Annotated in this window: 18 protein-coding genes; 15 read left to right on the plus strand and 3 right to left on the minus strand. The window is 54.4% G+C overall.

The window, feature by feature from the left end:
* Positions 1 to 12: 12 nt before the first annotated feature.
* Positions 13 to 1,167: a histidinol-phosphate transaminase gene (locus JK176_RS03730; protein ID WP_211586464.1), complete on the minus strand. Its 1,155-nt coding sequence runs from the start codon at positions 1,165 to 1,167 to the stop codon at positions 13 to 15.
* A 408-nt stretch (positions 1,168 to 1,575) separates the two neighbouring features.
* On the opposite strand from JK176_RS03730, the gene JK176_RS03735 reads away from it, so the two are divergent.
* From JK176_RS03735 to JK176_RS03760, 6 genes are all read left to right on the plus strand, one after another.
* Positions 1,576 to 4,101, plus strand: coding sequence for a TonB-dependent receptor domain-containing protein (locus JK176_RS03735; RefSeq protein ID WP_211586465.1), 2,526 nt, complete (start codon positions 1,576 to 1,578; stop codon positions 4,099 to 4,101).
* A complete protein-coding gene (locus JK176_RS03740) occupies positions 4,101 to 5,504 on the plus strand; it encodes a cytosine permease (RefSeq protein WP_211586466.1) in 1,404 nt (467 codons plus the stop codon). Before JK176_RS03735 ends, JK176_RS03740 begins: the two co-directional genes overlap by 1 nt.
* Positions 5,479 to 6,012, plus strand: a complete 534-nt coding sequence (locus JK176_RS03745; protein WP_194263233.1) for a Rid family hydrolase — start codon at positions 5,479 to 5,481, stop codon at positions 6,010 to 6,012. Before JK176_RS03740 ends, JK176_RS03745 begins: the two co-directional genes overlap by 26 nt.
* 78 nt (positions 6,013 to 6,090) lie before the next feature.
* Positions 6,091 to 7,545, plus strand: a complete 1,455-nt coding sequence (locus tag JK176_RS03750; RefSeq protein WP_211586467.1) for a M20/M25/M40 family metallo-hydrolase — start codon at positions 6,091 to 6,093, stop codon at positions 7,543 to 7,545.
* Positions 7,546 to 7,576: 31 nt separating this feature from the next.
* Entirely contained in the window at positions 7,577 to 9,067 is a 1,491-nt protein-coding gene (locus JK176_RS03755; protein ID WP_211586468.1) for an amidohydrolase family protein, read from the plus strand.
* Positions 9,064 to 10,023, plus strand: coding sequence for a GTP-binding protein (locus JK176_RS03760; RefSeq protein ID WP_211586470.1), 960 nt, complete (start codon positions 9,064 to 9,066; stop codon positions 10,021 to 10,023). Before JK176_RS03755 ends, JK176_RS03760 begins: the two co-directional genes overlap by 4 nt.
* Positions 10,024 to 10,104: 81 nt before the next feature.
* On the opposite strand, the gene JK176_RS03765 is transcribed toward JK176_RS03760, so the two are convergent.
* The gene (locus JK176_RS03765) at positions 10,105 to 10,791 is read right to left on the minus strand and encodes a D-lyxose/D-mannose family sugar isomerase (protein ID WP_211586472.1); all 687 of its coding nucleotides are present in this window, start codon (positions 10,789 to 10,791) and stop codon (positions 10,105 to 10,107) included.
* 36 nt (positions 10,792 to 10,827) lie between these two features.
* Entirely contained in the window at positions 10,828 to 12,156 is a 1,329-nt protein-coding gene (locus tag JK176_RS03770; RefSeq protein ID WP_211586474.1) for an MFS transporter, read from the minus strand.
* A gap of 115 nt (positions 12,157 to 12,271) precedes the next feature.
* Here JK176_RS03770 and JK176_RS03775 point away from each other — a divergent pair, with 115 nt between their 5' ends.
* The 9 genes from JK176_RS03775 (at position 12,272) to JK176_RS03815 (ending at position 21,370) form a co-directional block, all read left to right on the plus strand.
* Positions 12,272 to 13,198, plus strand: coding sequence for a LysR family transcriptional regulator (locus JK176_RS03775; RefSeq protein WP_211586476.1), 927 nt, complete (start codon positions 12,272 to 12,274; stop codon positions 13,196 to 13,198).
* Between the two features lie 94 nt (positions 13,199 to 13,292).
* On the plus strand, positions 13,293 to 14,096 hold the full coding sequence (locus tag JK176_RS03780) for an IclR family transcriptional regulator (protein ID WP_249194173.1): 804 nt from the start codon (positions 13,293 to 13,295) through the stop codon (positions 14,094 to 14,096).
* Entirely contained in the window at positions 14,093 to 15,067 is a 975-nt protein-coding gene (locus JK176_RS03785; RefSeq protein ID WP_211586478.1) for a 2-dehydro-3-deoxygalactonokinase, read from the plus strand. The genes JK176_RS03780 and JK176_RS03785 overlap by 4 nt, the downstream gene beginning before the upstream one ends.
* Positions 15,064 to 15,696, plus strand: a complete 633-nt coding sequence (locus JK176_RS03790; RefSeq protein ID WP_211586480.1) for a 2-dehydro-3-deoxy-6-phosphogalactonate aldolase — start codon at positions 15,064 to 15,066, stop codon at positions 15,694 to 15,696. Before JK176_RS03785 ends, JK176_RS03790 begins: the two co-directional genes overlap by 4 nt.
* A gap of 35 nt (positions 15,697 to 15,731) precedes the next feature.
* The gene (dgoD, locus tag JK176_RS03795; protein WP_194268934.1) at positions 15,732 to 16,880 is read left to right on the plus strand and encodes a galactonate dehydratase; all 1,149 of its coding nucleotides are present in this window, start codon (positions 15,732 to 15,734) and stop codon (positions 16,878 to 16,880) included.
* A gap of 25 nt (positions 16,881 to 16,905) precedes the next feature.
* Entirely contained in the window at positions 16,906 to 17,679 is a 774-nt protein-coding gene (locus tag JK176_RS03800; protein ID WP_211586481.1) for an SDR family NAD(P)-dependent oxidoreductase, read from the plus strand.
* An 87-nt stretch (positions 17,680 to 17,766) separates the two neighbouring features.
* Positions 17,767 to 19,044 (plus strand): MFS transporter, encoded by a 1,278-nt coding sequence (locus JK176_RS03805; protein WP_328750726.1) that lies wholly within the window; start codon positions 17,767 to 17,769, stop codon positions 19,042 to 19,044.
* The gene (locus tag JK176_RS03810) at positions 19,041 to 20,015 is read left to right on the plus strand and encodes an SMP-30/gluconolactonase/LRE family protein (protein WP_211586482.1); all 975 of its coding nucleotides are present in this window, start codon (positions 19,041 to 19,043) and stop codon (positions 20,013 to 20,015) included. Before JK176_RS03805 ends, JK176_RS03810 begins: the two co-directional genes overlap by 4 nt.
* Before the next feature lie 317 nt (positions 20,016 to 20,332).
* Positions 20,333 to 21,370, plus strand: coding sequence for an NAD(P)-dependent alcohol dehydrogenase (locus tag JK176_RS03815; RefSeq protein WP_211586483.1), 1,038 nt, complete (start codon positions 20,333 to 20,335; stop codon positions 21,368 to 21,370).
* The last annotated feature ends 70 nt before the right edge of the window (positions 21,371 to 21,440 follow it).

Below are 21,440 nucleotides of genomic sequence, written 5' to 3' on the forward strand. Positions count from 1 at the left end.
GCGCTTTCCTTTTCAGGCTGCAGAGGAATGTAAGGGTTTGCGGACATGGTCGAAGGCCTGCAGGAAGGCATGACTGTCTTCAGAGCGCGCAATGCTAACCCGGATCCAGTTCTCGTAGCCTGTTTCCTTCCAAGGTTTGAGGATAATCCCGTGTTCGAGAAGACGTCCTGCCAGATCTGAAGCAGATTCGCGTGCGTCGAAGAACAGGAAGTTAGCGAAAGACTGTGCGACGAAATAGCCGCGCTTTTCCAGAGCCGATTTCAGGGCACGACCTTCGGTGAGGGTTGCATCCACCGTCCTGAGCATGTGGCCCTGATCGAGCAGGCTCAACCGGGCCATTTCCAGCGCTGCGCTATTGCTGTTGAACGGATCGCGGACCCGCGTCATGACGGCCGTAAGTCCGGGATCAGACGTGAGCGCGTAACCAACGCGCAGCCCGGCCAGACCGTAAGCCTTCGAGAAGGTTCTCAGAACCATCCATGGGCGGGACTGTTTTTCGAGAATGGACAGACTGTCGGCATAATCCTGGCTGGAGCGCGCATATTCCCAGTACGCTTCATCAATGACAATCAGCGTGTCCGCCGGGCAGGCATCGATCAGTGCCTGCATGGCGTCGCCTGTCATCATGCAGCCGACGGGATTGGAAGGGTTTGAGAACATCAGGACTTTGAGGGGAGCAGATGTCACGGCCTGATGCAGGGCAGGAAGATCGAAACGGGCCTCTGGCGTCATTGGAATCGCCTCTGCCCGGGCTCCCATCATCTGCGGCCAGATCAGATGCAGCCCGAAGGAGGGCAGAACCGTGACGAGGCGATCTGCGGGGGACAGGAAAGCTTCGCAGATCATACGGATAATCTGTTCGGATCCGTTTCCGATAACAATCCGGTTTGTGTCGATTCCGGTCTGTCGTGACAGCTCTTCCCGCAGTCCCTCCGCGGAAGCATCCGGATAGCGGAACAGGCTGGATGCAATTTCGGCCCAGTGGCCCAGAGCGGCAGGTGACGGCCCATAAGGGTTTTCGTTGCTCCCCAACTTGGTAATCTGGGAAACCCCGTATTTAGCCCTGACGGCCTCTTCCGACAGGCCGGCATTATAGACTGGGAGGTGACGGACTTCAGTCCGGGCCAAGGAGAGGGAAGATGTCCGGCAGTCAGAAGCGGCAGTCATGCGATAGCTCCACGGAAAGAAAGGGGGTATTGTCTATCTTGTAAAGACAACCATAGATTCTTTGGGATATCCAGAGCTGGAAAGGATCATAAGGCTGTTTTTCTGATCTTTTGTATAGCTTTTTCAGAGGGGTGAGGAAGTGCTGCTTCTGAAGAGGCATATGAGGATTAAAATATTGATTTAATGAGATTTAACTGGATTTTTCAGAGGGTGGTCTGAGTCGTCTGAATGGTGTCGGCTACAGTATGGGGAGTAAAAAATCGGTTCGATACCAGAATAGACATAGACAACCCTTTTTTGGAATGACATGGTCTAATCTGAAAAGGCGACATGCCTCTCAGTTCTCTTTGTGGCCTGTCAGCGGCTGATCGTGTCTCCTCAACGACTGCTTTGGGAAAGTACGGGAAGATGATGTCTAAAAATAACATTCCATTACCGGACCATGAAACCTGTTGTTTTCCCGTTTCAGGGGTGAGGCTCCAGTCGGACAAGGCACGAAAAGGAGCGTCTTCATTTCTTGTCTGGGTGCTCGCGACGACTGCATTTTCCTGTTGTTCAGCTCAGGCCGCCGTTTCCAAGACGCAGGCCCATACTGCGACCCATCATAATGCAGGCAAGACACCGCAGACGGTTCCCGCTCGCCCGAAGACGGCACGGGCCCGGCGCGTCACCGCGCGCGAGGCACTGGAAAGCGAGAATATGCAGGTGACGGCTCGGCATGTTCCTCGTGGTGCCGTTACAACGGTATCAGCGGCAGCATTGGCAGATGCTGTGCCCGGCACCAACCCACTCAAGATTCTGGCCCGTCAGCCGGGTATAATGTTCCAGTCTGATGATCCGCAGGGTGTGGATACCTGGTCTACCCAGTTTTATATGCACGGTTTTCTGCAAAATCAGATCGGCATGACGCTGGATGGCATCCCGCTGGGCGATCAGGAGTTCCATACGTTTAATGGTCTCAATGCCGTCAATGCTATTTCGGCTGAGAATGTTGGACGTCTGGATGTTTCCATGGGGGCCGGGGCTGAATCTGTCGCCAGCACAAGTAATCTGGGTGGTTCCGTCGAATATATTTCCTCCGATCCCAAGCGCAAAGCGGGTGGCCTTGCATCACAGACATTTGGTTCAAATAACGGTTTTCATACGTTCCTGAGAATGGATAGCGGCGATCTGAACAAGAGCGGAACGCGATTTTACGTCTCTTACATGCGGAACGCGCAGGACAAATGGAAAGGGGGCGGCGACCAGTTTGGACAGCAGGTTAATGCAAAATTCGTTCAACCTATTGGTGAACGGAGCAGTATTTCGTCTTTCTTCGATTACAACCTGACGCAGAGTTACCTGTATCAGGATATGTCCTTCGATATGTTGAAGAACGGCGGATACAGGATCGATAATTTCTACGGAACCCCTAATGCTTACAGGAAAGCGTATTTGTCCGCGCTTTCGGCAAATGGTCTACCGGGAGGGGCATTGCCGCCGGGTTATTCAAAGATGTCCGATCCGTGGGATGCCTCCTATTACGATGGCGCACTGGTCGAGCGTGATTATCTTGGAGGCCTGAAGGCCAATCTGGCTCTGACAGACCGTCTAAGGTGGGAAAGTGTCGTATATGGGCATGGTCAGTATTTGCGTGGAACATGGGCGAACCCGTATGTTTCTTCCCCGAATGGCGCGCCGCTGATTGATCAGGCGACCGTAACCCACTCTCAGCGTTTTGGTTTTACCTCTGCGCTTCATTATGAAATCGCACATAATGATATCAGCGGCGGCGTCTGGTACGAAAACTTTCATACCGATGTCGGGCGTTTCGCTTACGAGGAGCCATTGCTTTCGGATGTGGAATCCGGAAAGGCCAAACCTGTTAATTCGGTGGGAGAACTTCCCGATCCATACGCCACGCTATGGGGGCAGAACTTTAATTCGAACAGCTTTACGGCTTTTGTGCAGGACACTTACCATGTCCTTCCCAATCTTTCCCTGCATTTTGGTTTCAAGTCACTTCTGCAGACCGTGAGAGGCGGGCAATACGCCAATGACGAGAGTTATACGGGCGTTGGACAGATTGCCGGTGGCAGCATCACGACCGCCCGGGCGTTTCTGCCGCATTTCAGCGGGGACTGGCATTTCCTGAAACATCACGAGCTGTTTTTCGATATTGCCGAAAACGTAAAATCCTATCCTGTCCAGGCGTTCAAGGAAGGAGCCTCGCCCTTTTCCGTCTCGCAGTCTGCCTATAACCAGCTGTTGCAGCATGGGGGGCTGAAGCCTGAAACCGACTGGAATTTTGCCGTCGGGTATCGCTTCACGCACAAATATGCACTGGCGTCGGTATATGCCTATAGAACGAATTTTCACAATCGTTTGCAGCAGGTGACGTCGGGTTCGATCGTCAATCCCGTTTCCACGGTTGCAAACGTCGGCGGCGTGACCATGAACGGTTTGGATGCCGGGCTCACAGTGATGCCCGTCAAAGGACTCTCACTGTATAACAGTATCAGTTACAATCATGCGACCTATGACAATAACGTTACGGAAACCGGAACGACCTATCACATCAAAGGCCAGCAGATCGTTGCCTATCCGCGCTTCATGTATAAAGCCAGCCTAGCTTACGAGTGGCAGAATTTTTCCGCACATCTCGATACCCAGTTCCTCGGTACGCGCAATTATAGCTATACAGGGGATATGAAAATTCCTTCTTACTGGATCGAAACGCTGGGTGCCCGGTATCGCTTCGGCAATCTTGGAAAATATTCCAAAAGCCTGAATTTTGTGCAGAACCTGACGTTCGAGTTCAACGTCTATAACCTGACGAATACGAAATATATTTCTACGATGGGAGAGACAGGAATTCCGATGTCTGGTGATTATCAGTCGTTTCTCGTTGGCGCGCCGCGCCAGTATTATGGCACGCTCAAGGCTGAATTCTGATGATAACACAGGGTCGCAGGGCGGAGTTCAACCCGTCCGTCGAAGTCCATACGATCTACCGGATTCCGACGGAACACCGGCATGGACGTGTCCGCGACCTGTTTACGGTCTGGTTCAGTACGAACATGACGCTCCTGACCATCGTGACAGGGGCGTTAGGGCCAAAGATTTTTGATCTGTCCCTGATCTGGGCGATTGTGGCGGTTATAGCGGGTAATCTGGTCGGCGCGGTTTTCATGGCGCTTCATGCCGCGCAGGGGCCAGTGCTCGGTGTGCCGCAGATGGTGCAGAGCCGGGGACAGTTTGGTGTCTGGGGGGCAGTACCCATTATCGTTCTGGTCGTGCTGATGTATATCGGCTTTGCGGCCTCGAACTGTGTCGTCGGCGGCGAAGCGCTGGACGACGCACTCCCTTTGCTCGGGCGCATTCCTGCAGTTCTTCTGCTGGCGTTTATCAGTCTTGTCCCGTGTATTTTGGGATATAGTGCCATCCATGCCTGTTCGAAGGTCGTGACGTGGCTGTCCGGAATTGCGGTCATGTACTGTCTGATCGTGGGGTTCTGGCATATGCCGGTCACACTTCTGACGGAAATGCACGGCTCGATCGCTGGTTTCTTCGGCATGTTTTCGATCTCGGCGCTCTGGCAGATCGCCTATGCGCCTTATGTTTCAGACTCTTCACGGTATCTGCCTGAGGATAGCCTGTCCGTCAGGAACACATTCTGGGCGAGTTACGGGGGCACCGTCCTGGGGACGATTTTGCCGATGGTTCTCGGGGCCTTTCTGGTTCTGCAGTGGCCCGGGGAGAGCGTTGTGCAGTCCTTGGGGCATCTGGCGGGAACGTGGGGGGCTCCGGTTCTGGTCGTGCTGTCCGTATCGATCGCTCTGGCCAATGCGATGAGTGTCTATTGCGGGGCGCTGTCGAGTATCACGATCATTCAGACTTTTCTGCCCGAATGGCGCGCCGCATTAAAAAGCCGGGTGATACTGACATGCGCGCTGCTTGGATTGTCTCTTTTCTTCGCACTGGGAATGGCGGACAGCTTCATGAAGTCCTATGCTGCTTTTCTGGATATACTCATGGCCGTCATGGTGCCGTGGACTGCGATCAATCTGTATGATTACTATATTTTGCGTCATGGCGATTATGATGTTGAGTCGTTCTTTCAGAAAGACGGCGGCATCTATGGTTATGTGAACTGGGCCGCTGTTGGAAGTTATGTTCTGGGTGTTCTGGTTGAAATCCCTTTTCTCAAGAATGAATTCTTTACTGGGTTTTTGGTTCCTTATGTTCACAAGGTGGATGTTTCCTGGCTGGTCAGTCTGATTGTGACCACTCTGTTTTATGCATTCGTGTCTCGAAGGAGCAGCGTCGGTGATGTCTCCCGTACGTCTTCCTGCTGATATGTCACGAGGCGGCTGGCACCGATGGGGTCAGTTCGGTCTGCTTGTTGCCGGGGTCACTGCATGCGGACAGGGCGCGTCTGCGCAGTCCGTTCAGCGTTATTCTGATCCGAAAGATGATTTTCCGATTTCGACGGCTGTTCAGGTCCCGGCCGGATCAGCAACGGTTTATGTTTCAGGATTGGGTCCTGCGGCGGACAGGATATCCGGCACCACAACCGCTGAGCAGATGCAAAGTGCATTGGATCAGATCTCGGCGGCCCTGAAACATTACGGGATGACGCTTCAGGATATCGTGCAGATGCATGTCTATCTGGTCGCTGATCCACGGCTGGGACATATGGATTTCGACGGCATGATGCAGGCCTATCGGGCCCGGTTCCGAAGCGCTTTTCCTGCACGGACCGTCATTGAAGTTCCGCATCTGAGTAATCCTCACTGGCTTGTCGAAGTGGACGTAATTGCATCCAGAAGCGATGCAAAAGATAAAAAATTTCCCACGAAATGATGTGTCTGGCGCGATTTTAAAATGTCGCCGGATTGTGGTTTCGACTTTGAATTTTCAGGCAATCAACAGGAGTAGAGCATGAACGTAATCAAACGGACGCAGCTTTCCCGGAAGCGGATTGGCAAGGCCGTGCTGAAAAGCGGCTTTCTGCTGCTGGCTGGCGATCTGACGCTCGAGCAGGCGCTGGGTGCGCCTGAAAATCATACCATCATCCATCAGGCCGCAGCCGATCAGGCTCTGGATCTGGCTGAAAAATCCATTGCTTTGCGCTCAGTGGCAGGGCCGAGCAATCAGACGTCGGAAGTGGCCGCATTGTTCCGTAATGCGCTGATCAAGGGCGGCTTTGCGCCATCGGACATTACCATCACCCCTTACAAGGATACGGCCTATCTGATCGCACGCTGGCCCGGTCAGGACCCGTCCCTCAAGCCGCTGGTGATTTCGGGACATATGGATGTCGTCGAAGCCAAGGCCTCGGACTGGACGCATGATCCGTTCAAGCCACAGATTGAAAACGGCTATCTTCTGGGTCGTGGCTCAACGGACATGAAGCTGGATGACACGCTGGCCATTGCCGCGCTTCTGGAGCTCAAACGCGAAGGTTACAAGCCGCGACGGGATATCATCCTTGAGTTTTCCGGGGATGAGGAAACGACGATGGCGACGGGCGCCATCATTGCGGACAAGCTCTCCAATGCCGAGCTGGTTCTGAACATGGATGGCGCAAACGGGACACTCAGTGAGAAAACGGGCAAGCCGGATTATTTCACCTGGGAAGGAGCGGAAAAGAATTATGCAGATTTCCGCCTGACCGTGACCAATCCAGGGGGTCATTCTTCTGAACCGCGACCAGTCAATGCGATTGACGAACTTGCGGCAGACCTTCTGCGCATTCAGCAACATCGTTTCAAGCCAGAGGTCAATGAGCTGAGCCGCAGCTATTTTCAGAATGCCGCCCGCTGGCAGAAGCCTGAAATGGCTGCGGCTATGAAAGCTTTTGCAAAGAATCCTGCGGACGAAAAGGCTATTCTTACCCTTTCTTCGGATCCCTCTTATATCGGCCGGATCGGAACGACCTGCGTTGTGACCATGATTGATGGGGGTCATGCGCTCAATGCGTTGCCACAGAAAGTGACGGCGAATATCAACTGCCGGATTTTCCCAGGCCATCCGCGCGCTGCCATTATGGAAGAGCTGCGCAAGGCCGCGCAGGACCCGTCCATGAAGATTGAGGATGCAACGGAGGGATCGGTCCAGACTGCTGCCTCTCCCATGCGTTCGGATGTGGTCAAAGCCATCGAGCACGGGATGCAGGTTGCCTACCCGGGAGTAGCCGTCTTCCCGGCGCTGTCGTCTGGAGCGAGTGACAGCATGTGGTTCCGTTCTCACGGTGTGCCAAGTTATGGGATCAGCCCGATTTTCATCAAGAACTCGGATTCCTTCATGCATGGTCTGAATGAACGTACACCGGTGGCCAGCATTGCGCCCGCTCTGGAAGATCTTCTGGTCATAATTCCGGACCTGTCTCACTGAGAGGGGCCGGATCGTGTGAGAGGTTGAGTATTTGTTCGATCTCGTGATCCGTAACGGTCTGCTGGTTGATCCTGAAACAGGTCTGGAGCAGATCGGGGATGTAGCGGTGCGGGACGGCGTTATTCACCGTGTTGGTGCTGTTTCCGGCATGGCTAAGCGTGAAATCGATGCGACAGGGCTCGTGATGGCCCCTGGCTTCATTGATCTTCACGCCCACGGGCAATGTATTGCGTCCGATCGCATGCAGGCGTTTGACGGAGTGACGACCTCTCTGGAGCTGGAGGTCGGTATTCTGCCGGTTTCTGACTGGTATGCTCGCCAGCAGGAGCGTGGTCGGGTTCTGAATTATGGCGCGTCGGTCGCGTGGGCCTTCGCGCGGATCAGCGCAATGATCGGTCGGCCAGTAGAGCCGTCTCTTTCGTTCATGGGGAAATGTTATGACGACCCCCGATGGAGCGAGAATACGGCGAGCGTTGCGGAACTGAGGACTATTCTGTCGCTCGTCGAACAGGGGCTGGAGCAAGGCGGTCTGGGCATCGGGATCCCGCATGCCTATGTGCCCGGAGGTGGTGCAAAAGAGCTTGTGGAGCTGTGTTCGCTCGCAAAGCGGCATGAGGCTCCGACCTATACCCATATTGCCTATTCTTCGAACATTGACCCGCGCAGTTCCATCGAGGCCTATACCCGTCTGATCGGATATGCGGGCGCGACAGGTGCGCATATGCATATCTGTCACTTTAACAGCACGAGTCTGCTGGATATCCGCCGAGCGGCCGAGCTTGTTTCCACTGCACAGAAGCAGGGACTGAACATTACGGTTGAGGCCTATCCTTATGGAACAGGCTCTACCGTCATAGGATCGCCCCTGTTTGGAGAGGTCGCGTTCAGGGAGCGAACCGGCAGTGCATATACATCAATCCAGAAAGTTGATGACGGCCATCGGTTTAAAAATCGGCAGGAAATTCTGGACGTACAGCGGGAGCGGCCCGATACGCTTGTGCTCTGGCATTTTCTTGACGTGGAGAGTGACCCGGCGGCGCAGGACCTGCTGGATGTATCCGTTCTCTACCCGGGAGGCGTGATCGCATCCGATGCCATGCCCTGGACGCTGCCGGATGGCTCCGTTTATGAGGGCAAAAGCTGGCCTCTTCCGGAGGAGGCCGTATCTCATCCCCGTTCGTCAGGGACTTTTTCCCGCTTTTTGCGAGAATATCTGCGGGAGCGCCACAAGGTTTCACTCTGTGAGGCCATGCGTCGCTGTTCGCTAGGGCCAGCAAGGATTCTGGAGACGGTTTGCCCGCAAATGGTGCGGAAGGGGCGTCTACAGGAGGGATGTGATGCCGATATTGTCGTGTTCGACCTCAGGACGATAACGGATCGTGCAGATTTCGCAGCCATGAATCGCCCTTCGGAAGGCGTACATCATCTGCTGGTCAATGGTCAGAGCGTGATTTCGGAGGGCGAACTCAACCGGGACGCTTTTCCGGGGCAGCCGGTTCGTAATCATGTCGGGGTACTATGAGGCAGGGCTCTGGTCTGGAACAGGCTGCCGCAGTCCCGGTATATGTGGTCGGCGGTTTTCTGGGTGCGGGGAAAACCACTCTGCTCAATCGGCTGCTCAAAACGCAGAAACGTCGTCGTCTGGCCATTCTGGTCAATGATTTTGGGGCGATTAATATTGACGGATTACTGGTGGAGCGGCGGGATAGCGATGTTCTGACGCTGAAGAACGGCTGCATCTGCTGCTCTTTGCAGTCGGATCTGTTCTCCACGCTGAAGATGCTTCTGTCTCGCAGTCCCGTGCCTGAGGCGATTTTTATCGAATGCAGTGGGGTTTCGAAGCTTCAGGAAATGCGCAGGGCGCTGGCAGATCCTATTTTGTGGCAGTATGCGGCTCTGGAAGGCGTGATCTGTGTCGTCAATGCACTTGATGTGATTGCGCAAAGCGGGATCACAAGAGATCTTTTGTGGAAAGAGCAGATCCTTTCTTCGGACATGACCGTCCTGTCCCATACGGACAACCTTGGAAAGGATGCTATTCAGGAAGCAGAAGCAAAACTTCAGGCGCTTCATGGCGGGGCACCCGTTCTGTCTTGTGCGGACAGTCTCCTGACTCATGAGGCTCTTTTTCGTCTTCTCGAAGGGAAAACGGAAAAATCTTTTTTCCGGGCTGAGGATGACGTGAATGACGACTTCATCAGTCTTGCATGGCGGCGGAACTCTCCGGTGGACCTAACAGGCTTCCGCACTGTAATTGACCGCCATGCTGCGGTTTTGCTTCGGGCGAAAGGGATCCTGTATCTCGCTACAGCTCCGCAGCGTGCGTTGCTTTTGCAGATGACGGGAGCGCGAATTACTATTGGATTAGCGCCCGAGAAAGCTCTGTCTGATCCAGATACCCGGCTTGTCTTTATCGGTCGGCAAGGAATGTTGGACACACAAGCGCTGAAAGACGATCTTGATGCCATTTCTGCCTGAGTACAGGCGTTGGGCCAAACGCTGCATCGTCAATCTTGAAGAACAGGAGAAAAGAAATCTTCGTTTCTCCTGTGATATATTTCAGGAAATGTCAGGATATTCGTTGCAGAGAAAGTAACGCCGTTCGTCGTCTTCATCTATTTCTGGAAAACGCGCCGAGGGCTCAAGAAAGAAGTTGTCTTCATGGTCGTCACAGAGAGACGAAACCTCACCGCTGACCGTGAGACCACTTCCATCTTCGCCCCAGAACTGATGGATTGTGCGGGGAGGAATACAGACGCTCTGTCCCGGCTCGAGCCGGACGAGGTCACCCGGATTGAGCTGACGGACAATACCGTCAACATGGATGGGGAAACTTTCCTGCGCAGGCTTGTTGTCTGCGCCTGCTTTTGTGAGCTGCACTAAAATAACGCCGCCTGCACGATTGATGATGTCTTCCATTTTCGTGCGATGAAAATGTGCGGGCGAGCGTTGTCCTTCTGGGTCGAGGATCAGTTTTTCAGCATAACTCTTCGTGTAACCCGGACGGCGAAGCGAACCATTTCTGAGAGTGAACAGGGTACGGCCGATCCGGGTAAAGTCACCCTGTCCAAAATCCGTTACATCCCATCCCAGCATGCAGTCACGGATCTCATTCGCTTCATGGCCCTTTGTGGCCCAGTCCTTTGCAGACCAGTAGGCAAAGTCAGGGAGGCTGATGCTATGTTTGCGAAAGGTATCGATTGCCAGATCGATGCTCGAATTAATCTGTGAGCGTTTGAGCAGCATTGTCTTTTCCTTACAAAGAGGATGAAATAATCAGATTCAGGTAGCGGAAACACCCGGATGCGCTCCGGAGAGCTCGGGAGACCGTTGATTTTTCTGGGTAGGATGGCTTTTGAAAAAAGCCATCAGAATGGCTGCCGCCAGAATGAACGCCGACATGAAAGCGAAGCTGAGGCTGACGCTATGGGTTCGCGCCTGAATGTATCCAATGATCCAGGAACCGAGAAAGCCGCCCAACGCACCCGCGCTATTGATGACAGCCATCGCAATCCCGGCGGCTTCACGGGGGAGAATATCCGGAGCGATGGCAAAAAACGGCCCAAGTGGCGCCTGCATCGTGGCGCATCCAAGAACCATGCAGAGATAGGCAAGGGTGAAACTGTATTCGGCCAGCCAATAGCTGCCGAAGAAGCACAGCGCCGAAACAACCAGAAGCGGCCAGACAATATTTTTGCGGATCTGATAGTGGTCTGAAATATACGAGACGACGATCATCAGAACTACGGAGGCTGCATAGGGTCCGGCTGCCAGCAGACCGGTATTTCCCATGCTTGAGCCGCCACTATGGATAATATCGGGCAACCACATGATGAAACCATAAGCAGTCACGCTCCATAAAAGAAGTTGAGCGCTCAAGTTAAGCACACGTCCGTCTGTGAGGACCGACCATATGCTTGCGTGACGCTCCGGAATTTCGTGCTGTTCAATGGCGAGTTGTTGCGCAAGAGCTTCGCGCTCTTCGACTGTTAGCCATTTTGCCTGCGCTGGATGGTCAGACATCGTCAGGATCCAGACAAATGCCCAGAGAACGGAAGGAATTCCTTCAATGATGAAGACGTTCCTCCACCCATATTGCGAAATGAGATATCCGGTGATCGCGGACATCCACAGGACGGTCACCGGGTTGCCAAGAATAAGATAAGTGTTCGCACGAGAGCGTTCACTGCGGGTGAACCATTCCGTGAGCAGAATCAGCATTGCGGGAATGATCAGGCTTTCCATACTACCCAGAAGAAAGCGATCCAGAGCCAACAACCAGAAATTATTGATCAATCCGGTCAGAGACGCCAGAACGCCCCAACCCAGAATACAGAAAAAGATCATTCTTGTTGGGCTATGCCGACGCGCATAAGCCGCAGCGGGAACCTGAAATGAAAAATATCCCAGAAAGAAAAGCGATGCGAGCCAGGCCGCACGATTGGGCGAAATCTGCAAAGCCTCGTTAAGGCCTGCTGCCGCCCCGAAACCGTAATTTGTGCGATCAAGGTAAGCAAGGCTGTAGGTTACGAACACGATCGGCATGATGCGCAACCAGCGACCGGACGGACGTGTTCTGGAAAGATCAATGGGCATGAGAGACCTCGTCACACGTTTTCCTGCTCCAGCAAGCGGGTGATCACGAAGTTCTTTCCGGTTCCGAGGCAAACTTCCAATTCTATTTCACGATGAAACTGATCACAGGGCATGATCAGGAACCCATATCATGGAACTCAAACATCTCCGTTCATTCTCGACGCTTGGCGAAACGCTGCATTTTGGCCGTGCAGCGGCAAGGCTGAACATTGTCCAGCCCGCTTTGAGTGGTCATATCAAACATCTGGAAGAAGAAATCGGTGTCCAGCTTGTAGATCGGTCACGGAATCACGTTTTTATGACTCTCGCCGGGCAGAATTTTTTGACAGAGGCCCGGCGTATTCTCTCGATCCTTGATGAAGCACAGAAATCAACCAAACATATTTCTGCCGGGACTGTTGGAAGTATCCGTCTTGGCTTTGTCTCCTCCATTATTCCCATGTTTGGTGGAACGCTTTTCCGACATTTTGCGGAGCGGTACCCCTTTATCCAGTTTGATCTGATGGAAATGAATTCGGTCCGTCAGGTTGAGGCGATTGCAGAGCATCGACTGGATATCGGATTTGTACGTCTGCCTCTTCAGCATCTGGAGGTTGATATTTGCCCCATTGGGAAAGAGCAGTTTTTTGCTGTTTTGCCCTCTCACCATCCCTTGGCAAAGCGTGCCTCGTTGATTGCGTCCGACCTGAGTTCGGAAACGCTTCTGATGTTGGAGCGCGAAAATGCACCGGGTTTTCATGACGCTTTGCTCAGCAGTTTTTATCAGAACGGTCTGGTCCCGCTTGAAATCAAATATTTTCATGAGTTCACAACAGCCATTCATCTGGCATCTCTGGCAGGGCTCGGCGTTGCGATTGTTCCTGCCAATGCCACTTACACCGCGCCGTCTGAAATTGTTCGAATTCCATTGGATTTGGGAGAGACGTTTTCGGAAATCGGGATGGCCAGTCATGGGAAGAAAACCCCTCTGGCGCGCAATGTCTGCCTTCTTATTGAGCGTTTCGTGTCTGAGGCCTCGCCGTGCGGACAAGGTGGCAAGATATCACTTGGGACGTAGTGTCGTTACACAATCATCTAATATCACATAAAAATGTTTCGAATCGTCCGATATGTGGTTTCAATCCCATATTATGGGATGTATATGCGAAAGTATGACCAGATCCGATAGCAACAGCAGCAGAGTGGATATGTCTCCTGACGGAGCGTCAGAGTGGCCTGAAGGTACTCAGGCCTTGGGCCGGGGCCTGTCCCTGCTACGCGCTGTCGGTGAAGGATGCGATACGCTGAATGCGCTGGTTGATCGCCTAGGGTGTACGCGCAGCACGACACATCGGCTGGCGTCAGCGCTCGTTCAGATGCACTGGCTTTCTCAGGATCATTCGGGCGCTTATCAGCTTGGACCTAAAGTGGCTGAACTGGGCGCACTGGCCCGGCAGGAACATCCAGTTCTGGTTCTGGCGCGTCCCGTTCTTCAATCTCTCGGAGCTGCAACACAGGATACGGTCCATCTCGGGATCAGGATGGGAGACCGTGTTCTGTATCTCGATAAGGTTGACGGGCAGAGAGGGTTGGAAATGCGCTCCCGCGTCGGGCAGAGCATGCCTTTGGCGCTCACAGGAGTTGGTCGCGCCCTTATCATGGATGATGATGAGGCATCGTGGAGGCATTTGTACGATGTTTCCGGCGCTGATCCGCTTCAGTTCAAAAGCTGGCTGGATCGGATGCGGCACTACCGTGCGAACCGCTGCGTCTTTGACCTTGAGGATAATGAACTGGGTATCAACTGTGTTGCTGTCCCTGTTCGTGATGTCACGAGAGATATTGTTGCGGCCATCAGTGTGGCCAGTGCAACGCCCTATCTGCCCCTGAAACGGATGGAGGAACTGGTTCCGGTGGTGCAAAAAGCTGCCGAGACGGTGTCCCGCCATCTTGGCTGGAAGGGTGGCGTCATATGAGCGCGTCTTCTGCCGGACTTCCGGCCCTCCTTGCACTGGATTGGGGGACGTCTTCTCTCCGGGCCTGGCTGATGACGGAGAGCGGCCAGATTCTGAAGGAGTATCACAGCAAACACGGAATTCTGAATCTGCCGGAAGGCGGATTTTCCGCGGTTCTTGAAGATCTTCTGGCCTTATGGAGCCTTCCTGTTCTGCCCCCGGCAATTGCCTGCGGGATGGTTGGAAGTGCGAATGGATGGGCGGAAGCGCCCTATCTTTCCTGTCCTGTTTCTCCGGATGCACTGGCGACGTCCCTGAAGATGGTCCAGACAGGGCAAGGGGTGCTTTCGATCATTCCGGGTGTTCGGGATGATGCAGCGGTCCCCGACGTCATGCGCGGTGAGGAAACGCAGATTCTGGGTGTTCTCGCCCTTCGTCCTGGTTTGGCTGAGGACGTGACGATCGTTCTTCCCGGAACCCATTCGAAATGGGCACAGATCCATCAGGGACGGATCGTCGGGTTTCGAACATTCATGACGGGCGAACTCTATGCTGTGTTGAAGGCACACAGCATCCTCGGAAGGTTTAGCGCTCCAGAAAGACCGTCTGATGCTGAGTCCATCATGGCTTTCGAAGATGGTGTCCGGACCGGGGCGTCTGAAGACAGTGTTTCATCCCTGCTGTTTTCTGCACGGAGCCGCGTTCTGGCCGGGCGGCTCTCGCCTGCTGCCGTGCCCGATTATCTGTCGGGTCTGCTGATTGGGAACGAGGTCTATTCCGGCCCCCGTCTCAATAGGGCGTCGCACAGAACCGTACTGGTCGGTGATGATGCTCTCTGCGCGCGGTATCTCAGGGCTTTTCGTCTGCTGAGTCAGCCTGAACCCGAGGTTTTCGGGAATACCGCGCCAGCGGGGCTGATAAAAATTGCTCATCTGGCAGGACTGGTTCCGGATGGAGCCAGATCCCAGCCATTTTCAGGAGTAGGTGCATGAATATGTTCACTCATGCTTTGAAGCGCTGCCCCCTGATTGCCATCCTTCGCGGGCTCCGTCCGGAAGAGGCGCTTGGGGCAGGGCAGGCTCTGGTGGATGCGGGCTTTACCATTATTGAAGTCCCGCTCAACTCGCCTGATCCTTTTCGCAGTATTGCCCTGCTTCAGGAGACATTTGGCGATCGGGCTTTGATTGGCGCCGGGACCGTCACATCTCCGGAAGCGGTGCGGGATGTGGCGCGTCATAATGGCAGGCTGATTGTCATGCCACATGCAGACGTCGCCGTTATTCGGGAAGCCAAAGCTCATGGTCTGATCTGCACGCCGGGAGTTTGTACGCCTACGGAGGGATTTGCGGCTCTGGCTGCAGGGGCTGATGCGCTGAAAATGTTTCCTGCCGAACAGCTCGGCCCTCATGTTCTGGCCGCATGGAAAAGCGTATTCCCCGCAGGTACGGCCTTTATTCCTGTCGGTGGCATCCGGCCTGAGACGATGCAGGAATATTTCAGCGTCGGTGCGGCCGGATTTGGGCTGGGATCGGCTCTGTATCGCAAGGGCGACAGCGCGGACACAATCGCGGCCAAGGCCCGAGCATTTATTGATGCGCTTCCTGCATCGTCCAGCCACTGAATCCGTCATTTCCAAATTCACGACAGGACATCATCATGAAGATTACGGCACTCAAGACCTATATGGTTCCGCCGCGCTGGCTGTTTCTGAAAATTGAGACGGATGAAGGTATTTTTGGCTGGGGCGAGCCTGTTGTCGAAGGTCGGGCCGCGACTGTGGCGGCCATGGTCGAGGAACTGTCCGATTACCTGATCGGCAAAGACCCGTTCCTGATCGAAGACCACTGGAATGTCATGTATCGTGCGGGCTTCTATCGGGGTGGTGCGATCCATATGAGCGCCATCGCCGGAATTGATCAGGCGCTCTGGGATCTGAAAGGGCGGGCGTTCAATGTGCCGGTCTGGCAGCTTCTGGGCGGAAAGTGTCGTGACCGCATTCGTGTCTACTCATGGATTGGCGGAGACCGTCCGGCTGATACCGCACGCGCTGCCAAAGAAGTCGTGGATCGCGGTTTTACGGCTGTGAAAATGAATGGCACGGAAGAGCTCCAGTTCATCGACAGCCATAGGAAAGTGGATGAAGCGATTGCCCGGGTCGCGGCCATCCGCGAGGCAGTGGGGCCGTATGTCGGGATCGGTGTGGATTTCCACGGGCGTGTGCATAAGCCGATGGCCAAGGTTCTGGCGCGGGAACTTCAGCCCTTCGACCTGATGTTCATTGAAGAGCCTGTTCTGAGCGAGAATTTCGAGGCTCTGCCGGAAATTGCCGCCCAGACCTCCATTCCCATTGCGCTGGGTGAGCGTCTGTTTTCGCGTTGGGATTTCAAGCGCATTCTGGAACAGGGCTGCGTCGATATCATCCAGCCTGATCCCTCCCATTCCGGGGGCATTACGGAAACGCGGAAAATCGCTGCCATGGCAGAGGCTTATGACGTCGCTGTCGCTTTGCATTGTCCGCTCGGGCCGATCGCTCTGGCAGCCAATCTTCAGCTGGATGCCATCAGCTATAACGCGTTCATTCAGGAACAGAGCCTCGGTATTCATTACAACAAGAGCAATGACCTGCTGGATTACATCGTCGATCCTTCGGTGTTCTCTTATGTGGATGGACATGTCGCCATTCCTGATGGCCCCGGTCTGGGGATTGAAATCAACGAGGAGTATGTGAAGGCCAAAGCTGCTGAAGGACATCGCTGGAGAAATCCTGTCTGGCGCCATGCGGACGGCTCTGTGGCAGAGTGGTAAAATCATGATGCAGGATGCGGCTGTCATGACATTCACAGACAATCTGGCGATCTATCCCAGCCTGCGCGACCGTGCCGTCCTGATTACGGGCGGTGCGACCGGGATCGGAGCGGCCATGGTCAGGGCGTTTGCCCGGCAGGGTGCAAAGGTCGCTTTTTTCGATATTGATGACACCGCTGGTGAAGCACTGGCTGCGGAACTGGCAGGTGCGCCGTTTCCTCCCGTTTTTGTGCCATGCGATGTTACGAATGTTGAGCGGTCAAGATCAGCTTTTGCGGAAGCGCAGGAGTATGTTGGAACGGTCGATGTTCTGATTGCCAATGCTGCGAACGACCGTCGACACACGCTGGAAGAAGCGGACGAAGTCCTGTGGCAGCGCCTGACGGATATCAACATCAAGTCGCAGTTCTTTGCGGCCCAGACAGTTGCTCCTGTCATGGTGCAGAAGAGCCGGGGGTCAATCATCTGCTTCGGCTCAACGGGCTGGATGCAGAAGAACGCAGGATATCCCATCTATGCGACCTGCAAGGCCGCTGTGCATGGACTGGTCAACGCGCTGGCGCGTGAACTGGGGCCGTCGCGTATCCGCGTCAATGCTCTGGTGCCGGGATGGGTCATGACGGACAAGCAGAAGGCGCTCTGGCTGGATGCCGAAGGGGAAGCGGCGATTGACCGCAACCAGTGCATTTCTGACCGGATACAGCCAGAGGATGTTGCCAGTCTGGCGCTGTTTCTGGGCGCCGATGACAGCCGGATGTGCACGGGGCAGAAATTTGTTGTGGATGGCGGCTGGACCTGAGCCTGTTCGCATCTGCTTTTTTCGTTTTTTTGAACACACAGAATGTGCGGCCGACAGGCCGGCATGTTTCGAAAGAGGACCAATATCGTGTCTCATGAGCACATTCTGTCCCAACCCGTTTCGGCGTCCGACCAGAACGTGAGTGCGTTCCAGCTTCTGCGTCCATACTGGCGGGTCACGCTGGCGGCGTTTCTGGGCTGGTTTCTTGATGCCTTCGATCAGGTGGCGCTTTTGCTCTGCCTGCCGGATATCGGAAAGGATCTGGGTGTCAGCCTGACGGCCATGGGAATTATCATTACAGCCCAGAGTGTCGGGCGTGTGGTGGGTAATACCGGCTGGGGCTGGCTGTCGGACCGGTATGGTCGCAAGCTGACCTTTATGATCGGTGTGATCTGGTTTGCGGTCTTTTCCGGCGCGACGGCCATGACATGGACGTATCTGGCCATGCTGGTGGTTCAGTTCATGTTCGGGATCGGTTTTGGCGGCGAATGGACCGCTTCTGCAGCCCTCCTCATGGAAAGTGTGCCGCCGCGTGCGCGTTCTCTGGCGTCGTCGCTGATGATGTCGGGATATGAATGCGGCTTTTTCGCTGCTGCAGCGGCGCAGGCCATCATTCTCCCGATCTGGGGATGGAGGGCGCTGTTTCTGATCGGGGTCATACCCGCACTTCTGGCGATTTTCATTCGTCGGGGCGTGCCGGAAAGCCCGGTCTGGCTCAAGCTCCAGTCCATGCCGAAGCAACAGGTCCAGCGGCGGAAGTTTGGTTTCCGTCTTGATGGAGCAGCGCTTCAGGCTCTGATTTTCATGGCTTTTGTTCAGTTCCAGAATGCTGCGATGTACAGCTTTTATCCGACATTCCTGCGCTCAGACCGTCATATGTCTCCGGCTGATGTTTTTCCGTTCATCGCGGCGTATTGCATCGGCTCCCTGCTGGGGAAACCGCTGTGCGGAGTTCTGGCATCCCGCTTGGGAGACCGAATGGTGTTCATGCTGTATTTCGCTCTGACGGCACTTGGGATCTGGCCGTTTATTTCGGCACATAACATGACGGTCATGCTGGCTGGAGCGTTTGGCGTCGGCATGTTTGGAAACAGCATTTTCGCTCTTGTCCCGCATTATCTGTCACAGCGTTTCCCCTCCGAGACGCGGTCGCTCGGGATGGGCACAAGCTACGCAGTCGCGGCTTTGGGGCAGGGTGTGGCAGGCTTTCTGGTGCCAATGCTGGGTGTGATCTACGGGTTGCCTGCCGCCATTATCGGAAGTGTTCTGGTTGGTACGGTTCTGGTGGCGAGTATTGTGGCCTATCGGCCTGCGGTTCTTCCTGGCGCAAAGATGGAAGGCGAAGAGGAGCATGTGGTCGGATGAATACGTCACTGTTTCCGGGAGTGGTTCCCGCTCAGAAAGACTATCTCGCGCGCGTGGACTATGCGCCTGTTCTGTACGATCCGACGTTCGATTGCTTTTTGCCGAACTCTGATACGGAACGTCTTGCAACAGGAATGGCATGGGGGGAGGGGCCTGTCTGGTTTGGAGACGGGCGCTTCCTGCTGTGGAGCGATATTCCCAACAACCGTATCCTGCGATGGACGGAAGAGACCGGGCAGGTTTCGGTGTTTCGTGGCCCCTCTGGCTTTGCCAATGGCAATACCCGCGACCTTGTGGGGCGACTGATCACCTGCGAGCATGAGACCCGACGCGTCACGCGGACAGAGCATGACGGCACGATGACCGTTATCGCTGACAGATTCAGCAGGTGCCAGCTTAATTCTCCGAATGATGTGGTGGTCGCCGCAGATGGTGCTATCTGGTTCACCGACCCGGATTATGGCCTCAGATCTTCCTATGAAGGGGGAGGGCGGGGTGAACAGGAACTTCCGACATCCCTTTACCGGGTCGGGCCAAGGGGCGGAATTCAGCTCATTGAGGATGGATTTCTTAATCCCAACGGGCTGGCATTTTCTCCCGATGGCAGCATTCTCTATGTGATCGATACCGGGGCTTCTCCAAATCTGATCTGGGCGTGTCAGTTGAATGAGAGCAGGGATCGGGTGACTGATCGTCATATTCTGATCGATGCTGCGCAGGGGATGGGTGATGGCCTACGCTGCGATGACGCTGGAAATCTCTGGTGTGGGTGGGGCGGATCTGAGGGAAATGGCGTCAAGGTCTTTGGAAAGAACGGCGAAGCCCGGGCTTTTCTTCCGCTGCCCGAGCGGTGTGCCAATCTGTGTTTTGGCGGCCAGCGCCGTAACCGCCTTTTTATGGCTGCGTCGCACAGTCTTTATGCTGTGTATGTGAATATCGGGTCATTTATGAAATGCTCAATGCGGCACTGAGCAAGCCACTGATTGAGCCTTTTATCGGGAGCTTTTGGAGCATCCCAGACCTCATATTTCTGTTACCTATAACATGAAAAATTCCAATCTACAGAGAGGCATATTCCCTGATTTTCATAGAAAATTTTCAATAAAATATAGTTATATCAATATTTTATAAAAAGTTTTGGTGATGGGGGATCTAACCTCCGCAATTATCCCAATCAAAAAAGTATCACTTTTTAGGAAAAAATACCCTATACGTTGTTATATATAACATATAATCCCTGCTCTTAATCACATTTGATGTTGGAATGTGTGGCAGGAGACGGTTGGGTATGGCTCAGGCACTGGTGCTCGAAAAGAAAGGTGAACTCTCCCTGCGCGAGATTCACCTTCCATCGGAACTTGGCGCAAATGACGTCCGGATTGCCATTCATACGGTCGGTATCTGCGGCAGCGATGTGCATTACTATACACATGGCGCCATCGGCCCCTTCGTTGTTCGTGAACCCATGGTGCTGGGACATGAGGCTTCTGGGACGATAACGGAAGTCGGAAGCCATGTCAGATCGCTGAAAGTTGGTGACCGGGTATGCATGGAGCCCGGCATTCCAGACCCACAGTCCCGCGCAACGCTGATGGGCCAGTACAACGTAGATCCCGCCGTCCGCTTCTGGGCGACGCCGCCCGTTCACGGCTGTCTTACGCATTCCGTCGTGCATCCAGCCGCCTTCACCTTCAAACTGCCGGACAATGTGAGCTTCGCTGAAGGTGCGATGATCGAACCGCTTGCAGTTGGCGTACAGGCTTCGGTCAAGGCTGCCATCAAGCCTGGTGATATCTGTCTTGTGACCGGGTGTGGCCCTATCGGGATCATGACCGCATTGGCCGCACTTGCCTCCGGGGCGGGGCAGGTTTTCGTCACGGATCTGGCACCCGCCAAGCTTGCTATTGCCGGACAGTATGACGGTATCAGGCCCATCAACGTTCGTGACGAAAAGCCGCGTGATGTTGTGGATGCCATCTGTGGATCTGACTGGGGCGTGGATGTTGTTTTCGAAGCGAGCGGGTTTGCCGGCGCTTATGACGATGCTCTGGCATGTGTGCGGCCTGGCGGAAGCATTGTCTTCGTCGGTATGCCTCTGCAGAAGGTTCCGTTCGACATCGTAGCGGCGCAGGCCAAGGAAATCCGTATGGAAACGGTGTTCCGCTACGCAAATGTTTATGAGCGTGCCATTCGACTCATCAGTACGGGAAAGATCAATCTCAAACCGCTTGTGTCGGAAACATTTCCTTTCGATCAGGGGATTGCCGCGTTTGAGCGGGCTGCCGAGGCTCGACCAAGCGACGTCAAACTCCAGATTGCTCTCTGAGAAGCGGTGCCATCATGTCCGTAACACAGAAAATATCCAGACAGAGGCCGTTTGCTCCGATTTCCAGCCG

The organism is Gluconobacter sp. Dm-73, from assembly GCF_018256215.1.
GTDB classification, from domain to species: Bacteria; Pseudomonadota; Alphaproteobacteria; order Acetobacterales; family Acetobacteraceae; genus Gluconobacter; species Gluconobacter cadivus.

Bases quoted from the DNA above. Each gene is read 5' to 3' on its own strand.
- JK176_RS03730 (WP_211586464.1), bottom strand. From the start codon at position 1,167: ATGACTGCCGCTTCTGACTGCCGGACATCTTCCCTCTCCTTGGCCCGG.
- JK176_RS03735 (WP_211586465.1), top strand. From the start codon at position 1,576: ATGATGTCTAAAAATAACATTCCATTACCGGACCATGAAACCTGTTGT.
- JK176_RS03740 (WP_211586466.1), top strand. From the start codon at position 4,101: ATGATAACACAGGGTCGCAGGGCGGAGTTCAACCCGTCCGTCGAAGTC.
- JK176_RS03745 (WP_194263233.1), top strand. From the start codon at position 5,479: ATGTCTCCCGTACGTCTTCCTGCTGATATGTCACGAGGCGGCTGGCAC.
- JK176_RS03750 (WP_211586467.1), top strand. From the start codon at position 6,091: ATGAACGTAATCAAACGGACGCAGCTTTCCCGGAAGCGGATTGGCAAG.
- JK176_RS03760 (WP_211586470.1), top strand. From the start codon at position 9,064: ATGAGGCAGGGCTCTGGTCTGGAACAGGCTGCCGCAGTCCCGGTATAT.
- JK176_RS03765 (WP_211586472.1), bottom strand. From the start codon at position 10,791: ATGCTGCTCAAACGCTCACAGATTAATTCGAGCATCGATCTGGCAATC.
- JK176_RS03775 (WP_211586476.1), top strand. From the start codon at position 12,272: ATGGAACTCAAACATCTCCGTTCATTCTCGACGCTTGGCGAAACGCTG.
- JK176_RS03780 (WP_249194173.1), top strand. From the start codon at position 13,293: ATGACCAGATCCGATAGCAACAGCAGCAGAGTGGATATGTCTCCTGAC.
- JK176_RS03785 (WP_211586478.1), top strand. From the start codon at position 14,093: ATGAGCGCGTCTTCTGCCGGACTTCCGGCCCTCCTTGCACTGGATTGG.
- JK176_RS03790 (WP_211586480.1), top strand. From the start codon at position 15,064: ATGAATATGTTCACTCATGCTTTGAAGCGCTGCCCCCTGATTGCCATC.
- dgoD (WP_194268934.1), top strand. From the start codon at position 15,732: ATGAAGATTACGGCACTCAAGACCTATATGGTTCCGCCGCGCTGGCTG.
- JK176_RS03800 (WP_211586481.1), top strand. From the start codon at position 16,906: ATGACATTCACAGACAATCTGGCGATCTATCCCAGCCTGCGCGACCGT.
- JK176_RS03810 (WP_211586482.1), top strand. From the start codon at position 19,041: ATGAATACGTCACTGTTTCCGGGAGTGGTTCCCGCTCAGAAAGACTAT.
- JK176_RS03815 (WP_211586483.1), top strand. From the start codon at position 20,333: ATGGCTCAGGCACTGGTGCTCGAAAAGAAAGGTGAACTCTCCCTGCGC.